At 41.7% G+C, this 23,870-nt stretch carries 23 protein-coding genes and 2 pseudogenes; 12 read left to right on the forward strand and 13 right to left on the reverse strand.

Features of this window, described 5'->3' with window-relative positions; all coding sequences use genetic code 11:
- Positions 1 to 3: 3 nt before the first annotated feature.
- The gene (locus C1721_RS03795; protein WP_102407230.1) at positions 4 to 723 is read left to right on the forward strand and encodes a hypothetical protein; all 720 of its coding nucleotides are present in this window, start codon (positions 4 to 6) and stop codon (positions 721 to 723) included.
- 52 nt (positions 724 to 775) lie between these two features.
- On the opposite strand, the gene C1721_RS03800 is transcribed toward C1721_RS03795, so the two are convergent.
- The 8 genes and pseudogenes from C1721_RS03800 to C1721_RS16255 all read right to left on the reverse strand — a co-directional run.
- The gene (locus C1721_RS03800) at positions 776 to 1,108 is read right to left on the reverse strand and encodes a helix-turn-helix domain-containing protein (RefSeq protein ID WP_004323789.1); all 333 of its coding nucleotides are present in this window, start codon (positions 1,106 to 1,108) and stop codon (positions 776 to 778) included.
- Positions 1,109 to 1,229: 121 nt separating this feature from the next.
- Positions 1,230 to 1,649 (reverse strand): hypothetical protein, encoded by a 420-nt coding sequence (locus C1721_RS03805; protein ID WP_008761989.1) that lies wholly within the window; start codon positions 1,647 to 1,649, stop codon positions 1,230 to 1,232.
- The gene (locus tag C1721_RS03810; RefSeq protein WP_004323787.1) at positions 1,603 to 1,842 is read right to left on the reverse strand and encodes a hypothetical protein; all 240 of its coding nucleotides are present in this window, start codon (positions 1,840 to 1,842) and stop codon (positions 1,603 to 1,605) included. Before C1721_RS03810 ends, C1721_RS03805 begins: the two co-directional genes overlap by 47 nt.
- Positions 1,843 to 1,882: 40 nt before the next feature.
- Positions 1,883 to 2,503 (reverse strand): HAD family hydrolase, encoded by a 621-nt coding sequence (locus C1721_RS03815; protein WP_004323786.1) that lies wholly within the window; start codon positions 2,501 to 2,503, stop codon positions 1,883 to 1,885.
- A gap of 11 nt (positions 2,504 to 2,514) precedes the next feature.
- Entirely contained in the window at positions 2,515 to 3,141 is a 627-nt protein-coding gene (locus C1721_RS03820) for an NUDIX hydrolase N-terminal domain-containing protein (protein ID WP_008761990.1), read from the reverse strand.
- Positions 3,142 to 3,221: 80 nt separating this feature from the next.
- Positions 3,222 to 3,785 (reverse strand): Crp/Fnr family transcriptional regulator, encoded by a 564-nt coding sequence (locus C1721_RS03825; protein WP_054960321.1) that lies wholly within the window; start codon positions 3,783 to 3,785, stop codon positions 3,222 to 3,224.
- A 314-nt stretch (positions 3,786 to 4,099) separates the two neighbouring features.
- The gene (locus C1721_RS03830) at positions 4,100 to 5,239 is read right to left on the reverse strand and encodes a PDDEXK nuclease domain-containing protein (protein ID WP_054960322.1); all 1,140 of its coding nucleotides are present in this window, start codon (positions 5,237 to 5,239) and stop codon (positions 4,100 to 4,102) included.
- A 25-nt stretch (positions 5,240 to 5,264) separates the two neighbouring features.
- Positions 5,265 to 5,444, reverse strand: a pseudogene (locus C1721_RS16255) (tyrosine-type recombinase/integrase); the annotation flags it as partial.
- A gap of 280 nt (positions 5,445 to 5,724) precedes the next feature.
- Between C1721_RS16255 and C1721_RS03840 the strand changes: the two are divergent.
- The 4 genes from C1721_RS03840 to C1721_RS03855 are packed head-to-tail and all read left to right on the forward strand — an operon-like array spanning position 5,725 to position 8,855.
- Positions 5,725 to 6,954: a site-specific integrase gene (locus tag C1721_RS03840; protein ID WP_102409223.1), complete on the forward strand. Its 1,230-nt coding sequence runs from the start codon at positions 5,725 to 5,727 to the stop codon at positions 6,952 to 6,954.
- Between the two features lie 21 nt (positions 6,955 to 6,975).
- Positions 6,976 to 8,187 (forward strand): site-specific integrase, encoded by a 1,212-nt coding sequence (locus tag C1721_RS03845; RefSeq protein ID WP_102407231.1) that lies wholly within the window; start codon positions 6,976 to 6,978, stop codon positions 8,185 to 8,187.
- Positions 8,188 to 8,215: 28 nt separating this feature from the next.
- Positions 8,216 to 8,590: a virulence RhuM family protein gene (locus C1721_RS03850; RefSeq protein ID WP_102407232.1), complete on the forward strand. Its 375-nt coding sequence runs from the start codon at positions 8,216 to 8,218 to the stop codon at positions 8,588 to 8,590.
- Positions 8,559 to 8,855, forward strand: coding sequence for a hypothetical protein (locus C1721_RS03855; protein ID WP_234347288.1), 297 nt, complete (start codon positions 8,559 to 8,561; stop codon positions 8,853 to 8,855). Before C1721_RS03850 ends, C1721_RS03855 begins: the two co-directional genes overlap by 32 nt.
- Before the next feature lie 77 nt (positions 8,856 to 8,932).
- Here the strand turns inward: C1721_RS03855 and C1721_RS03860 are convergent, their stop codons facing one another.
- The 4 genes from C1721_RS03860 to C1721_RS03880 form a co-directional block, all read right to left on the reverse strand.
- Positions 8,933 to 9,238 (reverse strand): helix-turn-helix domain-containing protein, encoded by a 306-nt coding sequence (locus tag C1721_RS03860; RefSeq protein WP_102407233.1) that lies wholly within the window; start codon positions 9,236 to 9,238, stop codon positions 8,933 to 8,935.
- Between the two features lie 43 nt (positions 9,239 to 9,281).
- Positions 9,282 to 9,593 (reverse strand): helix-turn-helix domain-containing protein, encoded by a 312-nt coding sequence (locus C1721_RS03865; RefSeq protein ID WP_102407234.1) that lies wholly within the window; start codon positions 9,591 to 9,593, stop codon positions 9,282 to 9,284.
- Positions 9,594 to 10,501: 908 nt separating this feature from the next.
- The gene (locus C1721_RS16500) at positions 10,502 to 10,696 is read right to left on the reverse strand and encodes a helix-turn-helix domain-containing protein (protein WP_102407236.1); all 195 of its coding nucleotides are present in this window, start codon (positions 10,694 to 10,696) and stop codon (positions 10,502 to 10,504) included.
- Between the two features lie 88 nt (positions 10,697 to 10,784).
- Positions 10,785 to 11,699, reverse strand: coding sequence for an AraC family transcriptional regulator (locus C1721_RS03880; RefSeq protein ID WP_102409224.1), 915 nt, complete (start codon positions 11,697 to 11,699; stop codon positions 10,785 to 10,787).
- A 197-nt stretch (positions 11,700 to 11,896) separates the two neighbouring features.
- Here C1721_RS03880 and C1721_RS03885 point away from each other — a divergent pair, with 197 nt between their 5' ends.
- The 5 genes from C1721_RS03885 (at position 11,897) to C1721_RS03905 (ending at position 21,448) form a co-directional block, all read left to right on the forward strand.
- Positions 11,897 to 13,000 carry an efflux RND transporter periplasmic adaptor subunit gene (locus tag C1721_RS03885; protein ID WP_102409225.1) on the forward strand — a complete coding sequence of 368 codons (1,104 nt, stop codon included), beginning with the start codon at positions 11,897 to 11,899 and terminating at the stop codon, positions 12,998 to 13,000.
- Between the two features lie 27 nt (positions 13,001 to 13,027).
- Positions 13,028 to 16,228, forward strand: coding sequence for an efflux RND transporter permease subunit (locus tag C1721_RS03890; protein WP_102407237.1), 3,201 nt, complete (start codon positions 13,028 to 13,030; stop codon positions 16,226 to 16,228).
- A 13-nt stretch (positions 16,229 to 16,241) separates the two neighbouring features.
- Complete coding sequence (locus C1721_RS03895) at positions 16,242 to 17,609, forward strand: TolC family protein (protein WP_102409226.1); 1,368 nt, start codon at positions 16,242 to 16,244, stop codon at positions 17,607 to 17,609.
- A 214-nt stretch (positions 17,610 to 17,823) separates the two neighbouring features.
- A complete protein-coding gene (locus C1721_RS03900) occupies positions 17,824 to 20,133 on the forward strand; it encodes a hybrid sensor histidine kinase/response regulator (RefSeq protein WP_102407238.1) in 2,310 nt (769 codons plus the stop codon).
- Positions 20,126 to 21,448, forward strand: a complete 1,323-nt coding sequence (locus tag C1721_RS03905) for a sigma-54-dependent transcriptional regulator (RefSeq protein WP_102407239.1) — start codon at positions 20,126 to 20,128, stop codon at positions 21,446 to 21,448. Before C1721_RS03900 ends, C1721_RS03905 begins: the two co-directional genes overlap by 8 nt.
- 198 nt (positions 21,449 to 21,646) lie before the next feature.
- Here C1721_RS03905 and C1721_RS03910 read toward each other — a convergent pair.
- Positions 21,647 to 22,714, reverse strand: a pseudogene (locus tag C1721_RS03910) (site-specific integrase); the annotation flags it as partial.
- Positions 22,715 to 22,868: 154 nt separating this feature from the next.
- Between C1721_RS03910 and C1721_RS16160 the strand changes: the two are divergent.
- Positions 22,869 to 23,018: a hypothetical protein gene (locus C1721_RS16160; RefSeq protein ID WP_199830396.1), complete on the forward strand. Its 150-nt coding sequence runs from the start codon at positions 22,869 to 22,871 to the stop codon at positions 23,016 to 23,018.
- A gap of 107 nt (positions 23,019 to 23,125) precedes the next feature.
- Positions 23,126 to 23,689: a YdeI/OmpD-associated family protein gene (locus C1721_RS03915; RefSeq protein ID WP_102407240.1), complete on the forward strand. Its 564-nt coding sequence runs from the start codon at positions 23,126 to 23,128 to the stop codon at positions 23,687 to 23,689.
- The last annotated feature ends 181 nt before the right edge of the window (positions 23,690 to 23,870 follow it).

A 23,870-nucleotide genomic window follows, 5' to 3' on the forward strand; every position in this document is an offset into this window, starting at 1 on the left:
AGCATGGAGGAAAATTTGATTTTAGAGGGGCTTCTCTCAATGGTTACAGAACTGAAAGAGAAGCAGGAAACACAGGTGACGCCAGCCAGTCGGGAGGAAACTCTCGAAAGACTGAACGCAATCGAACAGGCATTGTCGGAACTGCATAGTAACCCGGCTGTTCCCGAAAAGGATTTGCAGGCTATCCAAAGCCAGCTTGACGAGATAAGGAACAGGATGCAAGGTCAGCAGAAACATATCGAGGACACCAAGAAAATAGTATTGGAAACCTACCGTTGTTTCAAGGTAATGATTGATGCTTTGGGTTCTTGCAAGACGGATAAAGAGGAAGCTACGCCCTTACCGCTCTATCAACGGATTTACAACAAGGTAGCTTCTTGGATTCGTCCGGGATTGTTTCTTTTTTCGGCAGTGCTGGTTATCTGTTTCGCTTCCATATTCTTGAATGTCCGTTTGGCTGAACGTATGCAGCAGTTGCAGGACAACGATATGAAATACCGCTATTTGCTGATGCAAGGACAGGCAGACGGGGAAACTTTTGATATGCTGGAAAACAAGTTCAAGTGGCAACGGGATAACGGTTTTATCCGAAGTCTGACCGATTCAGTGATAGATTTTGAATACCGCATCCAAAAGCAGGCGGAAGCACTGGAACGTGCAAGGCTGTTGAACGAACAAGCCGAGCAACTAAAGAAAGAAGCCGATAAGTTGGGTAAGCCATAAACAGAGAAAGCCGGAACGGATGAAGCACATTCACCGTTTCGGCTGTTTTAATTCACTTCTTTTTCTTCGTGCAGTGTTCTTTCTCGAACTGGCGTAGCGTGGTAATGCTGAACCTTTCTTTAATAAACTCTCGGACATCGGAAGCCTTGTAATACACTTTTCCGCTGATTGTGAAGTACGGCAGCACACCGATAGCCCGGTAACGTTGAAGGGTTTTGATACTTACTTTGAACAACAGACACAAATCTTGATTATCCAACAGGTTATCATCTTCGGGCAGCACCTTATCGGCGTTACGCAACACCCGTACATCTTTGCAGAGTTCTTCCAGTTTGGCGTACAACTTCTGCATCCATTCGCCAAATTTATCATTCTCTATATACATAATTACTTCATATTTCAGATTATACCTTTTGTGAATTGATGAAGCAAAATTCAGAAAAAGAATGCAAGAAAATTACGGGGGCGCACATGGAATCCATTATAAATAAATCATAAAGCGCTGATTATCTATATCCTTTTTTGTCATGTTCCTTTCGGATAAGGTCTGCCAGTCCATTAAGAAATTCTGTGAGTTTGCCCGGCTTTCGTTTTATCACGTCCTCATGCTTTTGGTGACAGTCGCTTATCTTGATGTTAAACAACCATTCAAAACCTTTGGATAAATCTACCAAATAGGCAGGTTTGCCGTTCTGATAAACAATGTCTTTGGAGAGGAACAGACCGCTTACCATTTCCATGATGTTGATAAGGGCTGTTTTGTCAGCGAGATAGAGAGGGGAAAGGCTTTGTTTTTCAATCCGCTGTTTGAGTTGTTCCGGGTATTTGATGCGCCATTCAATAAGGCGTATTTCTGTGTTTAAAAGTCCTATCGCTTCATCAATTAGATGCAAATAGGGCATTTTTTTCTTGCTCAAACCGTACACGGTATGACTTAAGACGATATAAACCAAAAGAAAAATAGCGGAGTAATACACTATAATCTTGCTCGTTAATACTGAAATTGGCTACATGGATAGCTAATTCTTCAACAGCTTTTGTTAGTTCAGATGCAGAAACTTTGCGCTGTGAGTATTCCGATAGTAATCGAAAAAAACTCTGTTGTAATAATGCTTTCATCTATTAATATTTTTAATTTCATAATTAGTTAGTTCGTCTTTTATAGAATTTTACTTATATCATTAGGTGTCTTAAAATAATAGTCTGCACGTATAGGATTAGATACATTATTGCTCCATAAAACCAATCCGGAATCAACACCGGCATTGTTAGCACATTGAATATCATAAATACTATCACCAATATAGAGAGCGTTTTCGGGGCTTACATGGGCTTTAGCCAAATATGCTACTAAGGGTGCTGCTTGGGGCTTATGTTCATCAGTATCATCGGCACATACAATTGTGGAAAAATAGTCCGCTAACCCTAATGGCTCAAAATCAGAATAATATTCTTGATATGTTTTGGAGGTTACAATGCCTAAAATATAGCCTCTTGATAAAAGGGATTGCAAGCATTCTTTGATACCTTGAAAAGGTTGAATAGTGTGCTGGAGCAATTTCATATTCCTATCCCATCGTTTCAATGCATCTTCTATGTCGGGTATTTTGAGTAATTCCAACGCATTTCTTCCGGTAATGCCTAAAGCAAATTTCAGACTTTCATATTGAGGTGCGCTTCCTGTTATTTCTGTAATTGTTTTTATTAAAGAGTTGATGACTGCATATTCCGTATCTATCAATGTACCGTCTATGTCGAATACGATATGTTTATATTTCATGTGTTGATTTATTAGTCAAATAATACTTGCCAGTTTCTATCGTAGTAAGCTGAAAAGCACATTTTAATTTGTTCTTCGTTATTTTTCTCTTTTGCAAGAATAGGTAATTCTTCCAATCCGAAATAGGCACTCTCATCCGTTTCAATATTGGGTCGGAAATATCCGCTTTCAATCTCACAAAGAACAAAAACTTTACAAACATTGTAGGCATAGGGGGGAATATTATGCAAATTTCTATCTTGTATAGCTATTATCCGGATAGCTTTTACATTTAATCCTGCTTCTTCTTTTACTTCTTTTTCTGTATTAGTCTTGATACTCTGATTTATATCGACCCAACCACCGGGCAAAGACCAAGTTCCATTTTTCTCTTTCACAAGCAGTATTTTATCATCTTTGAATATAGCAGCTCGTGTATCTAATTTAGGAGTTTGAAATCCTGTTTCATTGCAAAACAGATTCTTTACTTTTTCTATGGGTATTTCACTTTGCAGACTAAGCATTTCTGCTGCAATTTCTCTAATGCGTTCAAAGCGTTCTATATCAAATACATCTTTGGAGTATGTCAATCCCCCTTGGGCAATGAATTGTAGTTCTTTTGCCCATTCAAGCCATTGTGGTTGTACTATTTTATTCATATAGTGAATGTTAGTATCGTTATATTGATTTACAAAGGTATGGAAAATGAAATTCTTTATTTTTGTCCTATGTTAAAAAATCATCGGCTTGACCGGATTCTGCTAAGAGAAGGTTGTGTTATTCCTAAAAAAGAGGCAATATGTCCTAAAGTCACTCGGTGGAAAATGCTGGGATATTCTTTTATCAACTTTTCATAACGTTCTTGGGCAGACAAGTTCAGCCGGGAAATATGAATGTCCTGTAAGAGTAGAAAATTTTCTTGCTGTAACACTCTCATCCAATTGGCAATGTCAATACGGGATTTATATAAATCATTCAACTTGTCTATAGAAATGGAGTAGGTTAAAGTTTCTTCTAAGGTTTCTACATATTCAAATCCTGCTTTGTGCCGATATAAATCCCATGAACCACAAGTCGCATCGCCTTCCATAGAAAACCATGTTGTTATTTCTTTTCCATTATGCAGGATATATGAACGTGTTATACCTTTTTCTATAAAATAAACCTGATTGTCAAAACGACCAGCTTGTATGATGATAGTTTTAGCCGGAAAAGTCTGTTGTTTGAAACAGTACTTTAGCAGGTGCAATGAATCATGCGAAACAGGATAGAGTTCTTGTATCTTTCTTATTATATTATCCATTATCAATGTTTTTGCTCTTTCTACAAAAATACGAAAACAGAAAGGGATAATATTGTTGCATTCATAGTTTAAAAAGGAATTTGACTATTTTTAGCAAGGTGGGATGAAAAGAGAACCACGATGTGGATATGTGATATAGGCAAAAGAAATAGGTGGTGCTAAACTACGTTTAGTTTATCCCTTTGTCTATATAGCCAAAACGAACTAAACCTATTTCTATTGACAGCAAAATACGTGTGCTGGCGAAAAAAGAAATAGTATTACCTTTTTCGCCAGTATCGTTTTTAGCAATCTTTTTCAGTCTTGATTTATCCTTAATAGTTTGAGGAAGAAATGAACTCTTTTATTTCTTCCTCGGTTGGAAGTTCTATCATGTACTTCTGTACAAAGATATTCGGGTCTAATCCGGCAGTGGCATATTTAACTAATGTATCTCCCTTTTCGGTGCAGAGCAAAATGCCGATAGGCGGATTATCATCCGACTGCATCACTTCTGCTTTAAAGTAGTTGAGGTACATATTTAACTGTGAAGCATATTCATGGCGGAACTTGTCTATCTTTAATTCCACAATAACATGACATTTCAAAATACGGTGATAGAACACAAGGTCGGCAAAGAAATAATCTTCATCAATCAAGATGCGTTTTTGCCGGGCTTCAAAGCAGAAGCCATGTCCCATTTCTAACAGGAAGTGTTGCAGGTTGTCAAGAATGGCTTGTTCCAAATCAGTTTCTGTCACCAATGCACGTTCATTCAACCCTAAGAACTCCAAAGTAACAGGGGTATTGATAACATCTTTAGGTTGTAATAAGGTTGCTTGTTGCTGGACTAAAGCGGAGAGGGCTTCTTTGTTTTTGGATAGTCCGCTACGTTCGTAATATAAAGATGCGATTTGTCGCTCCAACTCCTTTACAGACCAGCAGCCACGAATGGTTTCCATTTCATAGAAAGCACGTTTTACCGGGTTCTCAATTCCCGATATAGTGTTTAAATGGGTGGAAGATAATTTGTTGAATAATCTATCAGCCGGAATCATCCATGTTTCGGTTTGTGGGTATTTTGTTGATAGTTTCCAAACGCCATTTTCAGATTCGGCGGTCACTAACCGCCGAATTGGTTCTGTGAATTCGGCGGTCAATGACTGCCGAATTTGAATTTGTGATGCAATATATTGTGTAACAGGTTCTTTTAGTTGTGGATAAACAAGGTACAACCGCCTAAATTCACGGAATCTACGTTCATTCAGACCTTTTGTTTTCAGTTGTTGTTCCAGCTTCTTCAACAGTTGTTCACCGTAGGCGGCACGGTCTTCTCCGTTCTGCTCAAATTCTACGATATAGCACCCCATAAGCCAGTTACGGGAAGTAAGGGCAAGGTTTACAGCGTGTGCGGCTTGTGCCTGCAACGTGTTCTGTATCGTGCTGATATGTTTTACTAATGCTTCAAAGTTCATAGTTACAAAGATAAGTCTTTTATGGTTAAAACTTTAGTTCGGGTAAGCTGTTTATTGCTTCCTCTTTCAATTTATCCACCGCACGGGTGTACTTCTCCGTATGCTTCAATCCGCTATGCCCTAAAAGGCTGGCTACGGTTTTGATATTTGCTCCATTATTCAGAATGTTCACGGCAAACGAATGTCGGGCACAATGGAATGTGATAGGCTATGCAAGGAAAAACATGCAGGTGAAGTTTGAACGTAAGTCGTTTGAAATGAACGATGTTTCAGTATTCTGCCAAGTAGGGAAAATGCAAACGGCAACGGAATATTGAGGTTGTTCAGTTACCAAACCGTTAGCCGGGTAGTTACCGAAACGGATGTCGGTAACGGAATGAAGTAAAATGAAGTCCTCACCGTTTTGTTTGCACTCATACACAGTATTTTGCATATCAAGGAACGCTTATATGGCAAGTAATTTTGCACTAAAAAGTATAAGCGTTATGAAAGTAGAAAAATTCAAGGTGTTGCTCTACCTTAAAAAGAGCGGACCGGACAAGTCGGGCAAAGCCCCGATAATGGGAAGAATCACCGTGAACCGGAGTATGGCGCAATTCAGTTGCAAGCTGTCATGCACGCCGGAACTGTGGAATCCCCGTGAGAGCCGTCTGAACGGCAAGAGCAGGGAGGCTGTAGAAACCAATGCCAAGATTGAAAAGTTACTGTTAGCGGTAAGCAATGCCTTTGACAGCCTTGTGAACCGCAAGATTGATTTTGACGCCGCCGATGTGAAAGACCTTTTTCAAGGCAGCATGGAAACGCAGATGACCCTCATGAAAATGACGGACGTTGTCTGTAACAACCTCAAAGCCCGTATCGGCATAGACAGGGCGAAAGGTACTTATCCTGGCTACCACTATATGCGCCTGACACTCGGAGAGTTCATAGAGCATCGGTACAAAGTCAGGGATTTGGCTTTCGGTCAGCTGACAGAACAGTTCATCCACGACTATCAGGCATTTGCCACTGGCAATAAGGGTTATGCGATTGATACCGTCCGCCATCATCTTGCCATCCTGAAAAAGATATGCCGTCTGGCGTATAAGGAGGGGTATGCCGACAGAATCCACTTCCAGCATTTTACCTTGCCGAAGAAGACGGAAACGACACCACGGGCATTGAGCCGTGAATCGTTCGAGAAAATCCGTGATGTGGAAATACCTGCTTACCGCAAATCCCATATGCTGGCAAGGGATATGTTTCTCTTCGGGTGTTACACCGGGGTCTGTTATGCGGATGTTGTCTCGATTACCCATGAGAACCTATGTACGGATGAGGACGGGGCTTTATGGTTGAAGTACCGAAGAAAGAAAAACGAACTTCGTGCCAGCGTAAAACTGTTACCGGAAGCGATTGCGCTGATTGAGAAGTATCACAGTGAGGAAAGAGATACCCTGTTCCCTTTGCTTCGCTGGTCAAATCTCAGGCGGCACATGAAAGCGTTGGCGGCACTGGCAGGTATCAAGGATGACTTGTGCTACCATCAGGCAAGGCACAGCTTCGCCTCGCTGATTACGCTTGAAGCGGGTGTGCCGATAGAGACCATCAGCAGGATGCTGGGACACTCCGACATTTCCACGACACAAGTCTATGCCCGTGTCAGCCCGAAGAAGCTTTTCGAGGACATGGACAAGTTCATAGAAGCCACAAAAGATTTTCAATTAGTTCTTTAATCCTCTAATACATACAACGATATGCGAAGCACATTTTCACTTTTGCCCTATATCAACCGCAGCAAAGTAAAGGCTGACGGTACGACCGCCATACTCTGCCGTATAACCATTGACGGAAAGCAGACCGCCATAAGCACAGGTATATATTGCCGACCGGAAGAATGGAACAGCAAGAAAAACGAGATTAAATCCGTAAGGGAGAACAACCGCTTACGGGAATATCTGCGACTGACGGAGGAAGCCTACAATGAGATACTGAAATCGCAAGGTGTGGTCAGTGCCGAGATGCTGAAAAACCATATATCCTTGAACAATATCCACCCGACCACCCTCCTGCAAATGGGAGAATGGGAACGTGAGCGGTTGAAGAAACATTCCGAGGAAATAAACTCCACGTCTTCCTATCGGGCTTCAATGTACTACCAAAAGTACCTGACGGACTTTATAGTGTCCATCGGTAAAAAGGACATTCCTCTTGAAGAAGTGACGGAGGATTTCGGCAAGTCCTACAAAGCCCACTTGAAGAAATGCAAGAACTTCGGGGTTTCCCAGACCAACCATTGCCTGCGTTGGCTGAACCGGCTGTTGTACCTTGCAGTCGATAAGGAGATTCTCCGTGTAAATCCCTGTGAGGACTTGGAGTATGAGCCAAAGCCGGAAGCAAGGCACAGGTACATCAGCCGTGAGGATTTCAAGAAGATACTTTCCACACCGATGTATGACAAGCGTATGGAATTGGCAAGACGGGCTTTCATATTTTCCATTTTTACCGGGCTGGCGTATGCGGACATAATGCTTTTGCATCCTCACCACATCGGAACGAATGCGGACGGCAGACGGTACATCCGCATCAACCGGAAAAAGACAAAGGTGGAGGCGTTCATACCATTACACCCCATAGCTGAGCGGATATTGTCGCTGTACAACACGACCGATGACGAGAAGCCCGTGTTTCCTCTTCCCAACCGTGATGCCCTGTGGTTTGAGGTTCACGAGTTGGGAATAACCATAGGAAAAGAGGAAAACTTGACCTATCATCAAAGTCGGCACAGTTTCGGAACGTTCCTGATTTCAGCGGATATCCCGATTGAGAGCATCGCCAAGATGATGGGGCACTCCAATATCCGGACGACACAGGGGTATGCACGGATAACCGATGATAAAATATCCAAGGACATGGATAAATTGATGGAACGGAGAAAGAAAGTATCGGCTGGCGAAAAGAAGAAATAGCAAATAATCATCATAAAATAAAGGAATTATGAGCAGAGGTATAATAACAATCAGTGACACGGGTGCGGTCATCATGCCGACCGCACCCGTGTGGATGACGCAATTTGAGATTGCCGACCTGTTCGGGGTGTTTTCCTGCGATGTCCGCAAGGCGATACGGGCAATCTACAAGGACAAGGAACTGAATGAAGCCGATACAATGCGATATGTCAGGCAACCGGACGGCATCAGTTATGACGTTTACAGCCTTGAAATGGTCATAGCCGTTGCATTCAGGATATGCAGTAGAGGAAGTGTCTTGTTCAGACGGTTTGTAATGAGCAAAATGAATTCGCCCAAGAAAGAGACACCTGTTACGTTGTTTGTTTCCTGTGGCAGGGGTAACAACCGATGGTATAGCTGAAGTTCATTCCGCCAGCCACTTGTCCCCGATGTCGGATGCAAAGGTGGCGTGTGGCTTGTATGGCAGTCGCAAGGTCAGGCGGCAAAGCCGTTTCGGGCAGAATCTTCCTCAAACAAGTTTGAGCGTATTCAGCCCGAAAACCTTGCCGCTGCTTGCCACACGCTTGAAAAAGCATCCGGCAACGGAAACAAGCGACTGGCGGGAAATCCGAAAATATAGGGGAACGGCTTACAGACGAAGTGGAATATTGATGCTTCATCCGTAAGCCGTTTCTTTTTTTGCCGAAAATCCATTGCTGACGCAATCACAGGGCAGACGGCAAACTGCGCTCCTTCAAGAAAATCATGTGCCTATCAGTCGGTAGGCGGAGCGGTAGCCGTCATTCAGCATCCTATCGATGTCGGATTCACGGTAGAGGATTTTACCGCCCAACTGGATATAGGCTATGCGCCCTTCGTTACGGTAGTCTTGAAGTGTCCGGCGGCTTACTTTCAGCCGTGCCGATACCTCCTTGTCGGTGAAAAAACGCTCGCCGCCCAGTGTCGGGCGGTAGTTGGCGGTCAGATGCTCTACATTGTCAAGCAATCGGTCAAGACTGCCCATGAAGTGGATTATCCACTCGTTGTCTTTGTTAATCAGTTCGTTCATACTTTGGATTTAGTGGAATTATTGTTGTTACTCTATTCGGTTATCAGATTGTCCTGCCTTTGAACCTTGCTTCTTTTCTCCTGTCCTCCACGATAGAGACGATACGTTTCACATCTTCGGGACGGTAGTAGGTCTTGTGGTTTATCTGCGAGTAAGCCAATATGCCGTTATCACGAAGCGTCTGCAATGTTCGTGGGCTGATGTTGAGCATCCGGCACACGTCCTGATTGTCCATCCACTCGCTCATTCTCTTTTCCCCGTGCCGATGGCAGATGGCATCCATACGGCGGACGAAGCGGTCGAACTTGGCGACCATCGCCTCAAAGGTCTTTCTTTCGATTGATACGATTTCCATATTGTCTTTCTTTTAGTTGGTATTGTTTCTTTTGCCGCAAAGGAATATATAATCTGCTGCTCTGCAATGGATTTGCCGAAAGTGGCAGCGTGTTGCGCCGATACGGTAGCCATTGTCCGTGGGTATCATACAGAAACGGTTCTTTTTGCATGAATGCTGTTCAAACAGAAAGGCTGACTATTTCCCAATCCGCTTATTTAATAGTTCTCTATATAATAGTTGTGTGGTGAAACAAAGTTTTGGTCGTTTGGAGAGTGACAACATTACATCATGAAATCATTAAATCAATGTATCATCAAATTGTCAGACAACCATTGTTTGATTTTCCTCAATACTCGTTTTGGCAGGTATTCAACAAATCCTTTTGATAAGTATTTGAACTTCTCTATTCTCATGTACTCAGATCTTTCAGCTTTTGAATCATTGTTTGACTAAATAAGGAAATGATTGAATCTGCATTTCGATAAGTGGCTGCATATTGCGTCGATAGGCAGCCATTGTCCGGTTCAAACCACTGTCCGATACCGTGTTAAGGGCGTAACTTTGCACCCGAACAGTGAGGAATACCCGGATGAAACGACTTGGAGTTTGAAAGGTGTTTTCCCAATCCGACAAGCGGAGGATTCTTGTGTCCTCAAAGACACAGCAAGATGTCTTTTCAGCCGCTCAAAACGTTTTGAGCAGCCAAGAAAAGCACTTGTCCTTGCAGGGGGCGGGCTTGCCCTCCGAAGTCGGGAAGCCTCTCAAACCTGCGGTATCTGTGTCATAAGGAAGACGAACTGAAACAGTTGAAGTCAGAACTTGCTGACATTGACAGCCTCGTATGACTTATAAGTACAAAGATTTCATTGTAGCCAAACTTATCTTCAGTTTTATTGAAGAAACTCCTCCAACGATAAAGAACAGACTTACATTTGGTTCTTTTTACGATATTCAAGAGGAGACATACCTGTATTACGGCGAAAGAAACATGCAAGATATGGCGGGTCTTCAAAGTTGAGTTCAGCTGAGATCTCCTTTATTGGTAATGAAGTATTAACAAGCATATTTTTTATTTCATTTATCAAATAGGTGTCTATCAATTCCTTCGGAGCAATTTCTATGTGTTTGCATTAGTTTATTGAGATAATCGGGTGTGACACATAAGTTGAATTCCTCAAAAAATATCCAACTTATGGCTTTATTTTATCCTTATTCTTTTATATTTCGGTAATTGGCAGGCGATATTCCCAGTTTTGCTTTCACATATTTGCCAAAAAAAGAGGGATTCGGGAAATCAAATTCTATGGCAAGCTCCTTGATTGACTTGTCTGAGTGCATTAACCGGTATTTGATACGTTCGATGACATTCTCATTAATCAGATCCAATGCAGTGCGACCACTTGCCATTTTTATACAGGTGGACAGATATTTAGGACTATAACAAAGTATATCTGCATAATATTTTACAGAACGGTGAGAACCATCATCTTGTGACAACAATTCCATAAACTGGTATAAGATGTAGTCAGCTTGTCTGATTCCATTTTCTTGAGTTTCACCATCCTTTCGTTGGTGACAGGAACTTTTTCCAAGGATTCCTATCAAGTCACAGAATAAGGCTGTAAACAGATGACGTATTACTTCATTATTATAACGATGAGGTTCCTCATTGATTCTTGTCAGAATCATTTCCTTATACGCTTTGAAAAGTTTTAGATTGCTATTTTTTTCGTCTGCTGGCTTCACAGGATTATTGTAAATATGCACTGTCGTATCCCATATTTCTTTACCAATTTTTACAGTTTGTTGTAAAAAGGAAGAGGAGAAACCGACAAGGCTGATTCTATTATTTGGCGTTATCATAGTATGCTGGATTATAGCTCCCGGTTGCCCTAATAATAAATCACCTGCTTGTAACAAGCATCTTCTATTATCAACTTCCAATTGAACACTACCTTCCAAACATAGTGCTACAAGAAAACATCCCAACTTAACAGAATCTTCAATATCGGGAATTCCTGTCCATGTGTCTATGATTACAAAATCATCGTCAACATAAATTGCCTTCTCTTTATTCTTTTTAAAATCTTCTATATAGATGGTCTTAATTTCCTTTTCATCCATTTTATCTATAATTTTTATGCAAAGGTAATGATTGTGGAGAAAAAAAGGATGTTCGATTATTCCTATTTTATATCCTTTTCTTATATAATTGGACAATGAAAAGAAAAATAGGACGCTTATGACAATGAACAGGACATCAGCATCTGTCCCCATTTGCCTACTTTTGTCATCCATTTTAAAATATGACAATAATAAGTATGATGACAAGAAACCAAAAGTGGGTGCAATTGATGACATTCATTGGTTGCACAATGTTGTTTGCATCTTGCAAACAAACAACGGAGAGCGAAATCCAGTCTTCTTATTCTACCATGAAAGTGGGAACTGCGGAAAAGGTCTTGACTTCTTCCTATTCAGCAACCATCCGTGGACGGCAGGATATTGAAATCTTACCACAAATTTCCGGAACAATTGAGAAATTGTGTGTCAAGGAAGGAGAAGTAGTACGACGTGGACAATTGCTTTTTACAATTGACCCAGTACCCTATCAAGCCGCTCTTAAAACGGCAATAGCCAATGTTGAAGCTGCACGTGCAGCATTGGGAACAGCCCAACTCACTTATAATAGTCAAAAAGAACTTTACACAAAGAAAGTCGTATCTGAATTTAGTTTGAAAACTGCGGAAAACAATTATCTGACTGCCAAAGCACAATTGGCACAGGCTGAAGCACAAGAGATAAATGCCCGAAATAGTCTTTCATATACGCAAATCAAAAGTCCCAGTGATGGTGTGGTAGGAGCATTGCCTTTTCGGGTAGGAGCATTGGTAAGTCCCGGTTTGTCCCAATCATTAACAACGGTCAGTGACAATTCAGACATGTATGTTTATTTTTCCATGAACGAAAACCAATTACTTGCCCTGACCCGACAGTATGGAAGCATGGAAGAAACTCTGAAAAATATGCCGGAAGTGGAATTGAAATTGAATGATAACTCCATATATGAAAAGAAAGGTAAAATAGAATCCATTAGCGGTGTCATTGATCGTCAAACAGGAACAGTCGTAGTGCGTGCGGTATTTCCCAACGAAGCGCGAATACTCCATAGTGGAGCATCAGGTACAATATTAATACCCAGTTCTTATCATGAATGTATTGTGATTCCACAAGGAGCTACTGTGCAGATGCAAGACAAGACCTTGGTTTATAAAATAGTGGATGGAAAAGCTGTTTCCTCAATTATAACTGTTGCTTCTATCAATGATGGACGTGAATACGTGGTACTTGGCGGATTAAAAATAGGGGATGAGATTGTATCAGAGGGAGCTGGGTTGTTGCGAGAAGGTATGCAAGTCAAATAACCATTTGCTGGAAAATTATAGAATAGTATGAAAGGAAATATATTTATCAAACGACCGGCAATGTCTATTGCCATATCCATATTGATATTGGCGATTGGATTTATTTCTCTCTTCTCATTACCTGTGGAACAATATCCTGACATTGCGCCTCCTACGGTTTATGTGACAGCCAATTATACTGGTGCTGATGCAGAATCTGTAATGAATAGTGTGATAATGCCATTAGAAGAGAGTATTAATGGTGTGGAAAATATGACATACATCACATCATCAGCAACCAATTCCGGCTCTGCAACAATACAAGTGTATTTTAAACAAGGTACAGACCCTGACATGGCCGCAGTAAATGTGCAAAACAGGGTATCTAAAGCTCAAGGTTTGTTACCAGCGGAAGTTACAAAAATTGGTGTTGCCACCGAAAAACAACAGACCAGCTTCCTTCAAATTAATGCGTTAGCTTGTACGAATGGACGTTACGACCAGACATTCCTTGGAAATTATCTGGATATCAACGTAATTCCACAAATCAAGCGTGTCAGTGGTGTTGGGGACGTAATGATGTTGGGCGATACCTATAGTATGCGAATATGGCTAAATCCTGAACGAATGGCACAATATGGACTTGAGCCATCAGATATTACTGCTATCTTAGGTGAACAAAATATAGAAGCTCCTACAGGTTCATTGGGAGAAAACTCGAAGAATGTCTTTCAGTTAACGATGAAGTATCGTGGAAGATTGAAGAGTGTGGACGAATTCAAGAATACTGTTGTCAGAGCAAGAGAAGACGGTTCGGTTCTACGTCTTAGCGATGTGGCTGATGTCGAATTAGGCACTTTGTCATACAGTTTCAGAAGTGGAATGGATGACAAAGCAGCTGTGACATTCATGATTCATCAAACTGCGGGTTCCAATGCGACAGAGGTAAATAAGAACATTAAGGAAAGAATGGACGAAATGAGCAAGAGTTTACCCGAAGGTGTAGAATTTATCAATATGATGAGTTCCAATGATTTTCTTTTTGCGTCTATCCATAATGTGGTTGAAACATTAATCATTGCTATATTATTGGTTGTTCTGGTAGTTTACTTTTTTCTACAAGATTTTAAAAGTACACTGATACCTTCGATTTCTATTATTGTTTCATTGGTTGGAACATTTGCTTGTTTGGTCGCAGCAGGATTCAGTATCAACATTCTTACGCTATTTGCTTTAGTGCTTGCCATTGGTACGGTGGTAGATGATGCCATTGTTGTAGTTGAAGCCGTACAAGCCAAATTTGATGCAGGATACAAATCATCTTATTTGGCAACCAAAGATGCGATGGGCGATGTAACTATGGCTATTATTTCTTGTACTTGCGTTTTTATGGCGGTGTTTGTACCGGTAACTTTTATGGGAGGTACATCCGGTATCTTTTATACCCAATTTGGTATCACAATGGCTACATCGGTAGGTATTTCCATGATTTCCGCATTGATTCTTTGTCCTGCCCTTTGTGCCATTATGATGCGGCCATCTGATGGAACAAAGAGTGCGACAAGTATCAATGGCCGGGTACGGGCGGCATACAACGCTTCATTTAATGCCGTATTGGGCAAATATAAGCGAGGAGTGTTGTTCTTCATTCGCCATCGTTGGCTGGTATGGACTTCGCTGGTTGTTTCCATCGTATTACTTGTTTATTTTATGAGTACTACGAAGACTGGTCTTGTGCCACAAGAAGACCAAAGTGTTATTATGGTAAACGTAGCCACATCTCCCGGAAGTACATTGGAAGAAACTAACAAAGTAATGGACAAATTGCGAGGTATTGTAGATAACACCCCTGAAGTAGAACATTATGCGCATGTAGCCGGATATGGCTTTATGTCAGGTCAAGGAACATCCTACGGTATGATGATTATTCGTCTGAAAGATTGGGATGAAAGGAAGGGTAGCGAACATTCTTCAGCCGCAGTAATCGCTCGCATGAATGAACAATTCTATGCCATTAAGGATGCTCAAGTGTTCAGCTTTGAACCGGGGATGATTCCGGGATATGGTATGGGTAATTCCATTGAACTTAATCTGCAAGATAAAACCGGTGGTGATATGGCGACATTTTACAATTCCGTCATGCGTTTTCTCGGCGCATTAAATGAACGACCGGAAGTTGATATGGCTTATACTTCCTATGCCATGAATTTTCCACAGATTGCAGTTGATATAGATGCGGCAAAATGCAAACGAGCGGGTATTTTTCCTACAGCGGTACTGGATGTATTAGGAAGTTATTGTGGAGGCGCTTATATCAGTAACTACAACCAGTTTGGCAAGGTATATCGTGTAATGATGCAGGCGGCACCGGATTATAGATTGGATGAACATGCTTTAAATAATATGTTCGTGAGAAATGGTACGGAAATGGCTCCAATCAGTCAGTTCGTTACATTGAAAAAAGTACTTGGACCAGAAGTTGCTAACCGCTTTAATCTTTACAGCTCCATTGCTGCAAGCGTAAACCCTGCAATAGGATATTCTTCAGGGGAAGTCCAAAAGGTTATTAAAGAAGTAGCCATGCAGACATTACCATCAGGCTATGATTATGAGTATAGTGGAATGTCGCGCGAAGAGGCGAGCAATGGAGGTGGAAAAACCGCATTTATTTATGCTGTATGCATCTTGTTTATTTATCTGATTTTGGTCTGTCTTTATGAAAGTTTTTTGATACCATTTGCGGTTATTCTGTCTGTTCCATTCGGTCTGATGGGTTCATTCTTGTTCGCTCGTATTTTTGGATTGGAAAACAACATTTATTTGCAAACCGGAGTCATCATGTTGATAGGTCTGCTTGCAAAGACTGCTATTCTAATTACGGAATACGCTGTTGAACGGCGGCGTAAAGGAATGGGCATAATCGAGTCTGCTTACAATGCCGCACAGGTTCGTTTACGTCCGATTCTGATGACGGTATTAACCATGATATTCGGTATGCTTCCACTCATGTTTGCTACCGGAGCTGGGGCAAATGGCAATTCTTCACTGGGAACAGGTGTTGTGGGTGGTATGGCTATCGGCACTTTGGCTTTGCTCTTTGTAGTACCAGTATTTTATATTGCATTCGAGTATTTGCAAGAGAAGATACGCAAACCTTTAGAGGAGGAAGCTGATGTTCAGGTATTACTCGAAAAAGAAAGAAGCTATGCAGAACGTAGTTCTTTTAATCAAAATGGAAAATCGAAATAAACGAAGATACAGCATGAGGAAAATAATATTATCGGTAACTGCAACTATTTTATTGAGTAGTTGTGGAATATATAAAAAATATCAACCAACGACGACCGTCCCCGACAACCTGTATGGAGAGGGAGTATCTGTAAATAATAATGATACAACCAATTTAGGTTGTTTAGATTGGAAAGATCTCTTTGCCGATTCTACCTTACAAAGGCTTATTGAAAAGGGATTGCAGAATAATGCAGACTATCTGTCAGCACAGCTACGTGTAGAAGAAGCTGAGGCGACTTTACTTTCTGCCAAACTTGCTTTTTTACCGTCCTTTGCCCTCGCACCGCAAGGCTCAATAAGCAGTTTTGATAAAACCAAAGCTACTCAGACATATAGCCTGCCTGTTACTGCCAGTTGGGAAATAGACATCTTTGGTAAGCTACGTAATGCAAAACAACAGTCCAAAGCTTTGTACGCCCAGAGTCAAGATTACAAGATGGCGGTTCGTACAAAATTGATTGCAAGTATTGCCAATACGTATTATACGTTACTGATGCTGGACGAACAATTGGCTTTGGCAAATAAGACAGAAGCAGCATGGGAGGAAACGGTAAAGACAGCCCGGGCATTGATGGACGCCGGACAATATAATGAAGCCGGAGTGGCACAAATGGAAGCAGCATACTACAATGTGCAGACATCCGTCCTAAGTTTGCAAGAACAAATTAATCAGACTGAAAACAGCCTTGCGCTCTTGTTGGCAGAAACTCCTCAACACTATGGCAGAGGAAAATTGTCTGCACAGCATTTTCCTGAGATATTTTCAGTAGGAGTTCCTATGCAAATACTGGCTAATCGTCCGGATGTTCGATCTACAGAACGGGCATTAGAGGCTGCTTTCTATGGGACTAATCAAGCTCGCTCTGCTTTCTATCCTTCTATCACGTTGAGTGGAAATGCAGGTTGGACAAATTCGGCAGGAAGTCTGATTATTAATCCAGCTAAATTTCTTGCATCGGCAGTAGGTTCACTCATACAACCATTGTTCAATCGCGGTCAAGTTATTGCCCAATATCGTATTGCTAAAGCGCAACAAGAAGAAGCAGTTCTTGCCTTTCGACAATCTCTGTTGAACGCTGGTAATGAAGTAAATAATGCTTTAAAGGCCTATCAAACAAGTAAGAGTAAGACATTGTTGTTCAATAATCAAATAAATTCTTTACAGAAAGCAATGGAAAGTACGTCTTTGCTTATGCAACATGGTACTGTCAACTATTTGGAAGTGCTTACAGCCCGACAAGCATTGCTTGATGCGCAACTGGCACAAACAACCAATCAGTTTACTGAGATACAAAGTTTGATTAATCTTTACCAAGCGTTAGGTGGTGGACAAAAGTAGAAAACCATCATACTATTTTTCTATATATTCACTTTAAAGCGGAGAATAGGCTGTTCGGAGAATATTCCGAACAGCCCATGTCTATTAGAGTCGAGAAATTATTTTTCTTATAACCGTGCAGTTTCGTTGTTGCTATGTTAATAATCAGATATTCTAATTGGTGAGTATAGTTACTGTTAAAAGAAAGAATAAATCATAATAACATTAGAATTATATGAAATATGTCCAGAAACTAATTGCTTTTGGCTATTTGCTGATGGCATTGTTAATCGGATGTATCGCTTATATTTGGCATGGCGAATGGCAAGAAGTGGAGGCATTAGAATCTGATAACCGTCAGATTGACGAATTCCGAAAAGACATAAACAATATCCATATTCAACTGATAGAGTTTTCTCTTTTGGGTGAAACGATATTGGAATGGGATGATGAAGATTTAGGACTTTACCATGCCCGGCGTATGTCAATAGACAGTATGCTCTGCCGTTTCAAGGTTACCTATCCTGCGGAGCGTATAGACAGTGTACGGCGTCTTCTTGAAAATAAGGAGCGACAGATGCGCCAAATCGTTCAAGTACTTGAACAGCAACAAGTCATCAACGATAAGATAACCAGCCAAATACCTGTAATCGTGCAGAAGAGTGTGCAGGAACAGCCCAAGAAGTCCAAGCGCAAGGGTTTCTTGGGCATCTTTGGCAAAAAGGAAGAAGCGAAACCAACTGCGACAACTGCGATGCTCCGTTCCCTTAATCGGAATATGATAGCTGAACAACAGGCACAAAGTCGCCGTTTGTCGGAACACGCCGATAGCCTTGCTGCACGAAATGCGGAACTCAACAGACAACTGCAAGGACTGGTAGTTCAAATAGACGAGAAAGTTCAAGCAGACTTACAGAAACGGGAAGCGGAAATAGCCGCCATGCGTGAAAGGTCTTTTATTCAGATAGGTGGCTTGACAGGATTCGTTGTGTTGTTATTGATAATCTCTTACATAATTATCCACCGAAATATCACCCGTATCAAACGATACAAACGAGAAACTGCGGATTTAATAGAACAGTTGAAACAGTCTGTTGAACAGAACGAGGCACTGATAGCCTCCCGCAAGAAAGCCGTGCATACCATTACCCATGAACTGCGCACTCCGCTGACGGCAATCACGGGCTATGCCGGACTGATGCGGAAAGATTATAATACGGATAAAATCGGGGGTTATATCCAAAATATTCAGCAGTCCTCCGACCGTATGCGTGAAATGCTCAACATCCTATTGAGTTTTTTCCGTCTGGATAACGGCAAGGAACAGTCGAACATTTCTCCGTGCAGGATTTCCGCAATCATTCACACGCTCGAAACGGAGTTTATGCCAATCGCCATGAACAAGGGATTGGCTCTGACAATACATTGCCACAAGGATGCCCTCGTCCGGACAGATAAAGAACGTATCCTGCAAATCGGAAATAATCTACTGTCAAACGCCATCAAATTCACGAAGAATGGTAGCGTTTCTCTGACAATGGATTATAATAACGATACGCTGACACTTATCGTCAAAGATACGGGTACGGGTATGACCGAAGAGGAACAGCAACGTGTGTTCGGTGCGTTTGAACGTCTGTCAAACGCTGCTGCAAAGGACGGCTTCGGATTAGGTCTTTCCATTGTGGAGCGTATCGTGGCAATGCTTGGCGGCACAATCCGACTGGAGAGCGAGAAAGGCAAGGGCAGCCGTTTCACGGTGGAAATCTTCATGCAGACAGCCGAGGAACTGCCGGAACAGTTCAATTCAAGTTCTGTTCGTCACAATGAAGCATACCATGACGTAATTGCCATAGATAATGACGAAGTTTTGCTCCTGATGCTGAAAGAAATGTATGCACAGGAAAGGATACATTGCGACACTTGCACTGATGCTGCGGAACTGATGGAAATGCTACGCCGAAAAGAATACAGTCTGCTTCTGACCGATTTGAACATGCCGGATATAAACGGCTTCGAGCTGCTGGAACTTCTGCGCACCTCCAACATCGGCAATTCAAGAACTATTCCTGTTGTCGTGACAACCGCTTCGGGCAGTTGCAGCAAGGAGGAGCTTATGGAACGTGGATTTGCCGATTGCCTGCTCAAACCGTTCTCCATATCGGAGCTGATGGAGGTTTCCGACAAATGCGCCATGAAAATGGAGCAAATCGAAAAACCGGATTTCACCTCCCTATTATCCTACGGCAATGAATCCGTCATGCTGGATAAACTGATAACGGAAACCGAAAAGGAAATGCTGGCAATCAGGGATGCGGAACGGCGGAAAGACCTTCAAGAACTGGATGCCCTTACACACCACCTGCGTAGTTCGTGGGAGATACTTCGCGCTGACCTGCCATTAAGGGAACTTTATAAACAGCTTCATGGAAGTGCCGCTCCTGACTATGAAGCATTGAACAAAGCCGTGACTGCTGTATTGGATAAGGGTTCGGAGATAATCCAACAGGCAAAAGAAGAAAGGAGAAAATACAACAATGGATAAAACAAAAATCATCGTGGTGGAAGATAATATCGTGTATTGCGAATTTGTCTGCAACCTGCTGGCACGTGAGGGATTCCGTACAGTGCAGGCTTTCCGCCTCTCGACAGCGAAGAAACATCTGCAACAAGCCGCTGGCGATGACATAGTGGTTTCAGACCTTCGCTTACCTGACGGCAACGGTATCGACCTGCTGCGTTGGATGCGCAAGGAAGGCATGACGCAGCCGTTCATCATTATGACCGACTATGCCGAAGTGCATACGGCTGTGGAAAGTATGAAACTCGGCTCGTTGGATTATATACCCAAACAGCTTGTGGAGGACAAACTTGTCCCATTACTCCGCATCATATTGAAAGAACGCAATGTCGGACGGAGCCGTATGCCCGTCTTTGCCCGTGACGGTTCCGCCTTCCGGAAAATCATGCACCGGATAAGGCTGGTAGCACCAACTGACATGAGCGTACTGATATTCGGAGAGAATGGCACGGGCAAGGAGCATATAGCCCACCATCTGCATGACAAAAGCAAGCGTTTTGGCAAACCGTTTGTGCCTGTGGACTGCGGATCGTTAAACAAAGAGCTTGCTCCATCGGCATTTTTCGGACACGTCAAAGGCGCATTCACCGGTGCGGACAGTGCCAAGAAAGGATATTTCCATGAAGCCGAAGGCGGCACGCTGTTTTTGGACGAGGTGGGCAACCTTGCACCGGAAACCCAGCAGATGCTTCTGCGTGCCATACAAGAGCGACGATACCGTCCCGTTGGTGATAAAACGGATAGAAGTTTCAACGTCCGTATTATCGCTGCCACCAACGAGAATCTGGAAAAGGCGGTCAATGAAAAGCGATTCCGTCAGGACTTACTGTACCGTCTGCACGACTTCGAGATAACCGTACCGCCGTTGCGTGACTGTCAGGAGGACATCATGCCGTTGGCGGAGTTCTTCCGCGAGATTGCCAATAATGAATTGGAATGCAAGGTTAGCGGATTCAGCTCCGAAGCACGGAAAGCGTTGCTGACCCATTCATGGCCGGGCAACGTGCGCGAGCTTCGGCAGAAAATCATGGGTGCAGTGTTGCAGGCACAGACGGGACTTGTCACGAAAGAACATCTGGAACTTGTCGTAACAAAACCTAACTCACCTGTCAGCTTCGCACTGCGCAATGACACAGAGGATAAGGAACGGATTTTACGTGCGTTAAAGCAGGCAAACGGGAACCGCAAGGTTGCCGCTGAATTGCTCGGAATAGGACGTACAACACTGTACAGCAAACTGGAAGAATATGGATTGAAATATAAATTTGAGCAACCATAGCCTGTAATTCGCTGAATTTGGTTATTCGAGAAAGTGTGTTTTTCAAAAAATAATATTATCTTTGCATTTAGGAAAAGCGTTCTTTTGATTTAATGCAAGACGAGGTAAAATACAGAACTTCGCTCGTTTCTAAATCGTTACCCATTAAGAAACGAATCTTTGCAAACTATTCAATTTCAGCGATAAAGACAATTCGTAATGTCTTGAAAGGTGCCAGCTTATATGTTTATCTATCCCGGCTCTCTTTACCCAGCGTTTTACTGACTTGCAGCAGCTTTCATAAGTAGGCAAATCGAATATCAAACAGTTTTTATCTGCCGGGGCTTCACCAATGATAGACAATAGACCGTCATTCAGAGGAATAACCACGCCACTACTGGCAGAATGTCCCTTTGTCTTGCTTTGCTCAAACTTTAATAACCGATTAGCGTAATCTACATTTTTGTAGGTAAGGTCTTTTACATCACAGAAACGCAAACCACTGTATAAACAGAAGATAAAAGCCCGTCTGACATTCGGGTTCTCGTTGTCATAATGGCAAGCCGCCAACTTTTGTATTTCTTCGGGAGAAAGAACATCTTTTCGAAGCATTTGGCTATCCACTTTACAGGTAACACTTTTACATGGGTCTTTCAACATTACATCGTGGTCAATCGCATATCGAATAACTTTCTTGAAACGCTGGTAAATGCTTTTAGCACCTTCACCCACACTTCGGGATTGCAAATAGGCTACAAACTGCTCCATCATTTCTTTGGTGATAAGTTCCGGTTTGATACTAAACTCATTCATGGGGTATTGCTCTTTTAAGAAGTCCTTAAAACGGCTAAGCGCAATTTGTACCATGCGAATATCTTTCTTGGTATAACTGTTGATATAGGCTTGGAAATAGTCTAAGAAATTGACCGTTCTATCTTTTTTCAACCGATAGCCCAACATACTTTCTTTAAATTTTTGCTCACGCTCCGCACGTATCTTTGTGGCAAGCTCCAATGTTTCTTTGTTCTGCTGGCGTTCCGCAGGGGTACGGGGCTTATCTATCAGATACAGACTAAGGTTTTCTTTTCGCCTGTTATGCTTTACTGCAAACTTGGGCTTACCTTGCATCTTTCCACTATCATAGTACACTTGATTGCCGTTTTCATCTAATACGGGCTTTTCCTCTCTACCTAAATAATACTCTAAGTAAAGGCTGATTCTACCATCCGAGAGCTTATTTTGCTCTAATTTGGGGTTTTCTTTCGTTTTATTTTCTAACTTTGCCATTGTTTAGAGGTTTTATCCCGATTTAGGTACCATAACCGGGTGATTACGCTAAATAGTTGATTTTCTTTTGTTTTCCGATATTGCAAAGGTACAAAAGAAAATGATATTTCAAAGTGTACTAAAAGTGTACTGAATAACGGAAAATGGGCAAAATATGGCAAAAATAGAGAAAATAGGAAATATTCAAGTTGCTGATAATAAGGAAGATAAATTCTTTTATTTTCCTATGATTTCTATGGCTTGTACCGGCTCTGGGTACTTAGAAATCCTGATAATTCTTATTATCAGGATTTTCTCTTTTTAAGGCAATTTGTCTTCAAGAAGTTCCCAATCGTCATTAATCAAAACTTTTCTTGCGTAAAAACAACTTGAAAGTAAAGACAGTAAAATAACTAGTAAAAATAACCTGTTATGTCAATAGAGATAAAATATTTCGAGAACAGAAAAGATTGGCGAAAGTGGCTGACTGACAACTTTGAGACAGCCAATGAAATTTGGTTTGTATTTCCCAACAAATCTTCGGGCAAGAAAAGTATTACATACAACGACGCTGTTGAAGAAGCCCTTTGTTTCGAATGGATTGACAGTACAATAAAGTCGCTTGACAAAGAACATAAAATTCAGCATTTCACACCAAGAAACCCTAAAAGCACCTATTCGCAAGCCAACAAAGAGAGACTTAAGTGGTTACTGGAAAATAAAATGGTACACCCTAAATTTGAGGATAAAATACGAAACGTATTGTCTGAACCTTTTATTTTTCCCAATGATATAATTGACAGATTGAAAGAAGATAAAATAACATGGAAAAATTATCAACATTTCTCCGACACATATAAGCGTATCCGAATTGCATACATTGAGGCAGCGAGAAAACGACCAGAAGAATTTGAAAAGCGCTTAAACAACTTTATCAATAAAACGAAAGAGAATAAAATCATAACAGGATTTGGTGGAATTGAAAACTACTATTAATCCCCCAAAATGTCAGTATCAAACCTTTCTCTGCCCATAAGCAGACTAATTTAATACAATACCGCTCATAAGCAAAGTTCTAATTTTATGTTTTAATTTACAAACATCGCCGAGATACTGTTATCTCACAAAAGATACTTTCATTCAAATCATCCCGATCATTTTTCAAAACCATCGGGAT

Origin of the sequence: Parabacteroides bouchesdurhonensis, assembly GCF_900186615.1 — a bacterium.
GTDB lineage: Bacteria > Bacteroidota > Bacteroidia > Bacteroidales > Tannerellaceae > Parabacteroides > Parabacteroides bouchesdurhonensis.

Bases quoted from the DNA above. Each gene is read 5' to 3' on its own strand.
- C1721_RS03795 (WP_102407230.1), top strand. From the start codon at position 4: ATGGAGGAAAATTTGATTTTAGAGGGGCTTCTCTCAATGGTTACAGAA.
- C1721_RS03800 (WP_004323789.1), bottom strand. From the start codon at position 1,108: ATGTATATAGAGAATGATAAATTTGGCGAATGGATGCAGAAGTTGTAC.
- C1721_RS03810 (WP_004323787.1), bottom strand. From the start codon at position 1,842: ATGAAAGCATTATTACAACAGAGTTTTTTTCGATTACTATCGGAATAC.
- C1721_RS03815 (WP_004323786.1), bottom strand. From the start codon at position 2,503: ATGAAATATAAACATATCGTATTCGACATAGACGGTACATTGATAGAT.
- C1721_RS03820 (WP_008761990.1), bottom strand. From the start codon at position 3,141: ATGAATAAAATAGTACAACCACAATGGCTTGAATGGGCAAAAGAACTA.
- C1721_RS03825 (WP_054960321.1), bottom strand. From the start codon at position 3,785: ATGGATAATATAATAAGAAAGATACAAGAACTCTATCCTGTTTCGCAT.
- C1721_RS03830 (WP_054960322.1), bottom strand. From the start codon at position 5,239: ATGAACTTTGAAGCATTAGTAAAACATATCAGCACGATACAGAACACG.
- C1721_RS03840 (WP_102409223.1), top strand. From the start codon at position 5,725: ATGAAAGTAGAAAAATTCAAGGTGTTGCTCTACCTTAAAAAGAGCGGA.
- C1721_RS03845 (WP_102407231.1), top strand. From the start codon at position 6,976: ATGCGAAGCACATTTTCACTTTTGCCCTATATCAACCGCAGCAAAGTA.
- C1721_RS03850 (WP_102407232.1), top strand. From the start codon at position 8,216: ATGAGCAGAGGTATAATAACAATCAGTGACACGGGTGCGGTCATCATG.
- C1721_RS03860 (WP_102407233.1), bottom strand. From the start codon at position 9,238: ATGAACGAACTGATTAACAAAGACAACGAGTGGATAATCCACTTCATG.
- C1721_RS03865 (WP_102407234.1), bottom strand. From the start codon at position 9,593: ATGGAAATCGTATCAATCGAAAGAAAGACCTTTGAGGCGATGGTCGCC.
- C1721_RS03880 (WP_102409224.1), bottom strand. From the start codon at position 11,699: ATGGATGAAAAGGAAATTAAGACCATCTATATAGAAGATTTTAAAAAG.
- C1721_RS03885 (WP_102409225.1), top strand. From the start codon at position 11,897: ATGATGACAAGAAACCAAAAGTGGGTGCAATTGATGACATTCATTGGT.
- C1721_RS03890 (WP_102407237.1), top strand. From the start codon at position 13,028: ATGAAAGGAAATATATTTATCAAACGACCGGCAATGTCTATTGCCATA.
- C1721_RS03895 (WP_102409226.1), top strand. From the start codon at position 16,242: ATGAGGAAAATAATATTATCGGTAACTGCAACTATTTTATTGAGTAGT.
- C1721_RS03900 (WP_102407238.1), top strand. From the start codon at position 17,824: ATGAAATATGTCCAGAAACTAATTGCTTTTGGCTATTTGCTGATGGCA.
- C1721_RS03905 (WP_102407239.1), top strand. From the start codon at position 20,126: ATGGATAAAACAAAAATCATCGTGGTGGAAGATAATATCGTGTATTGC.
- C1721_RS16160 (WP_199830396.1), top strand. From the start codon at position 22,869: ATGGCAAAAATAGAGAAAATAGGAAATATTCAAGTTGCTGATAATAAG.
- C1721_RS03915 (WP_102407240.1), top strand. From the start codon at position 23,126: ATGTCAATAGAGATAAAATATTTCGAGAACAGAAAAGATTGGCGAAAG.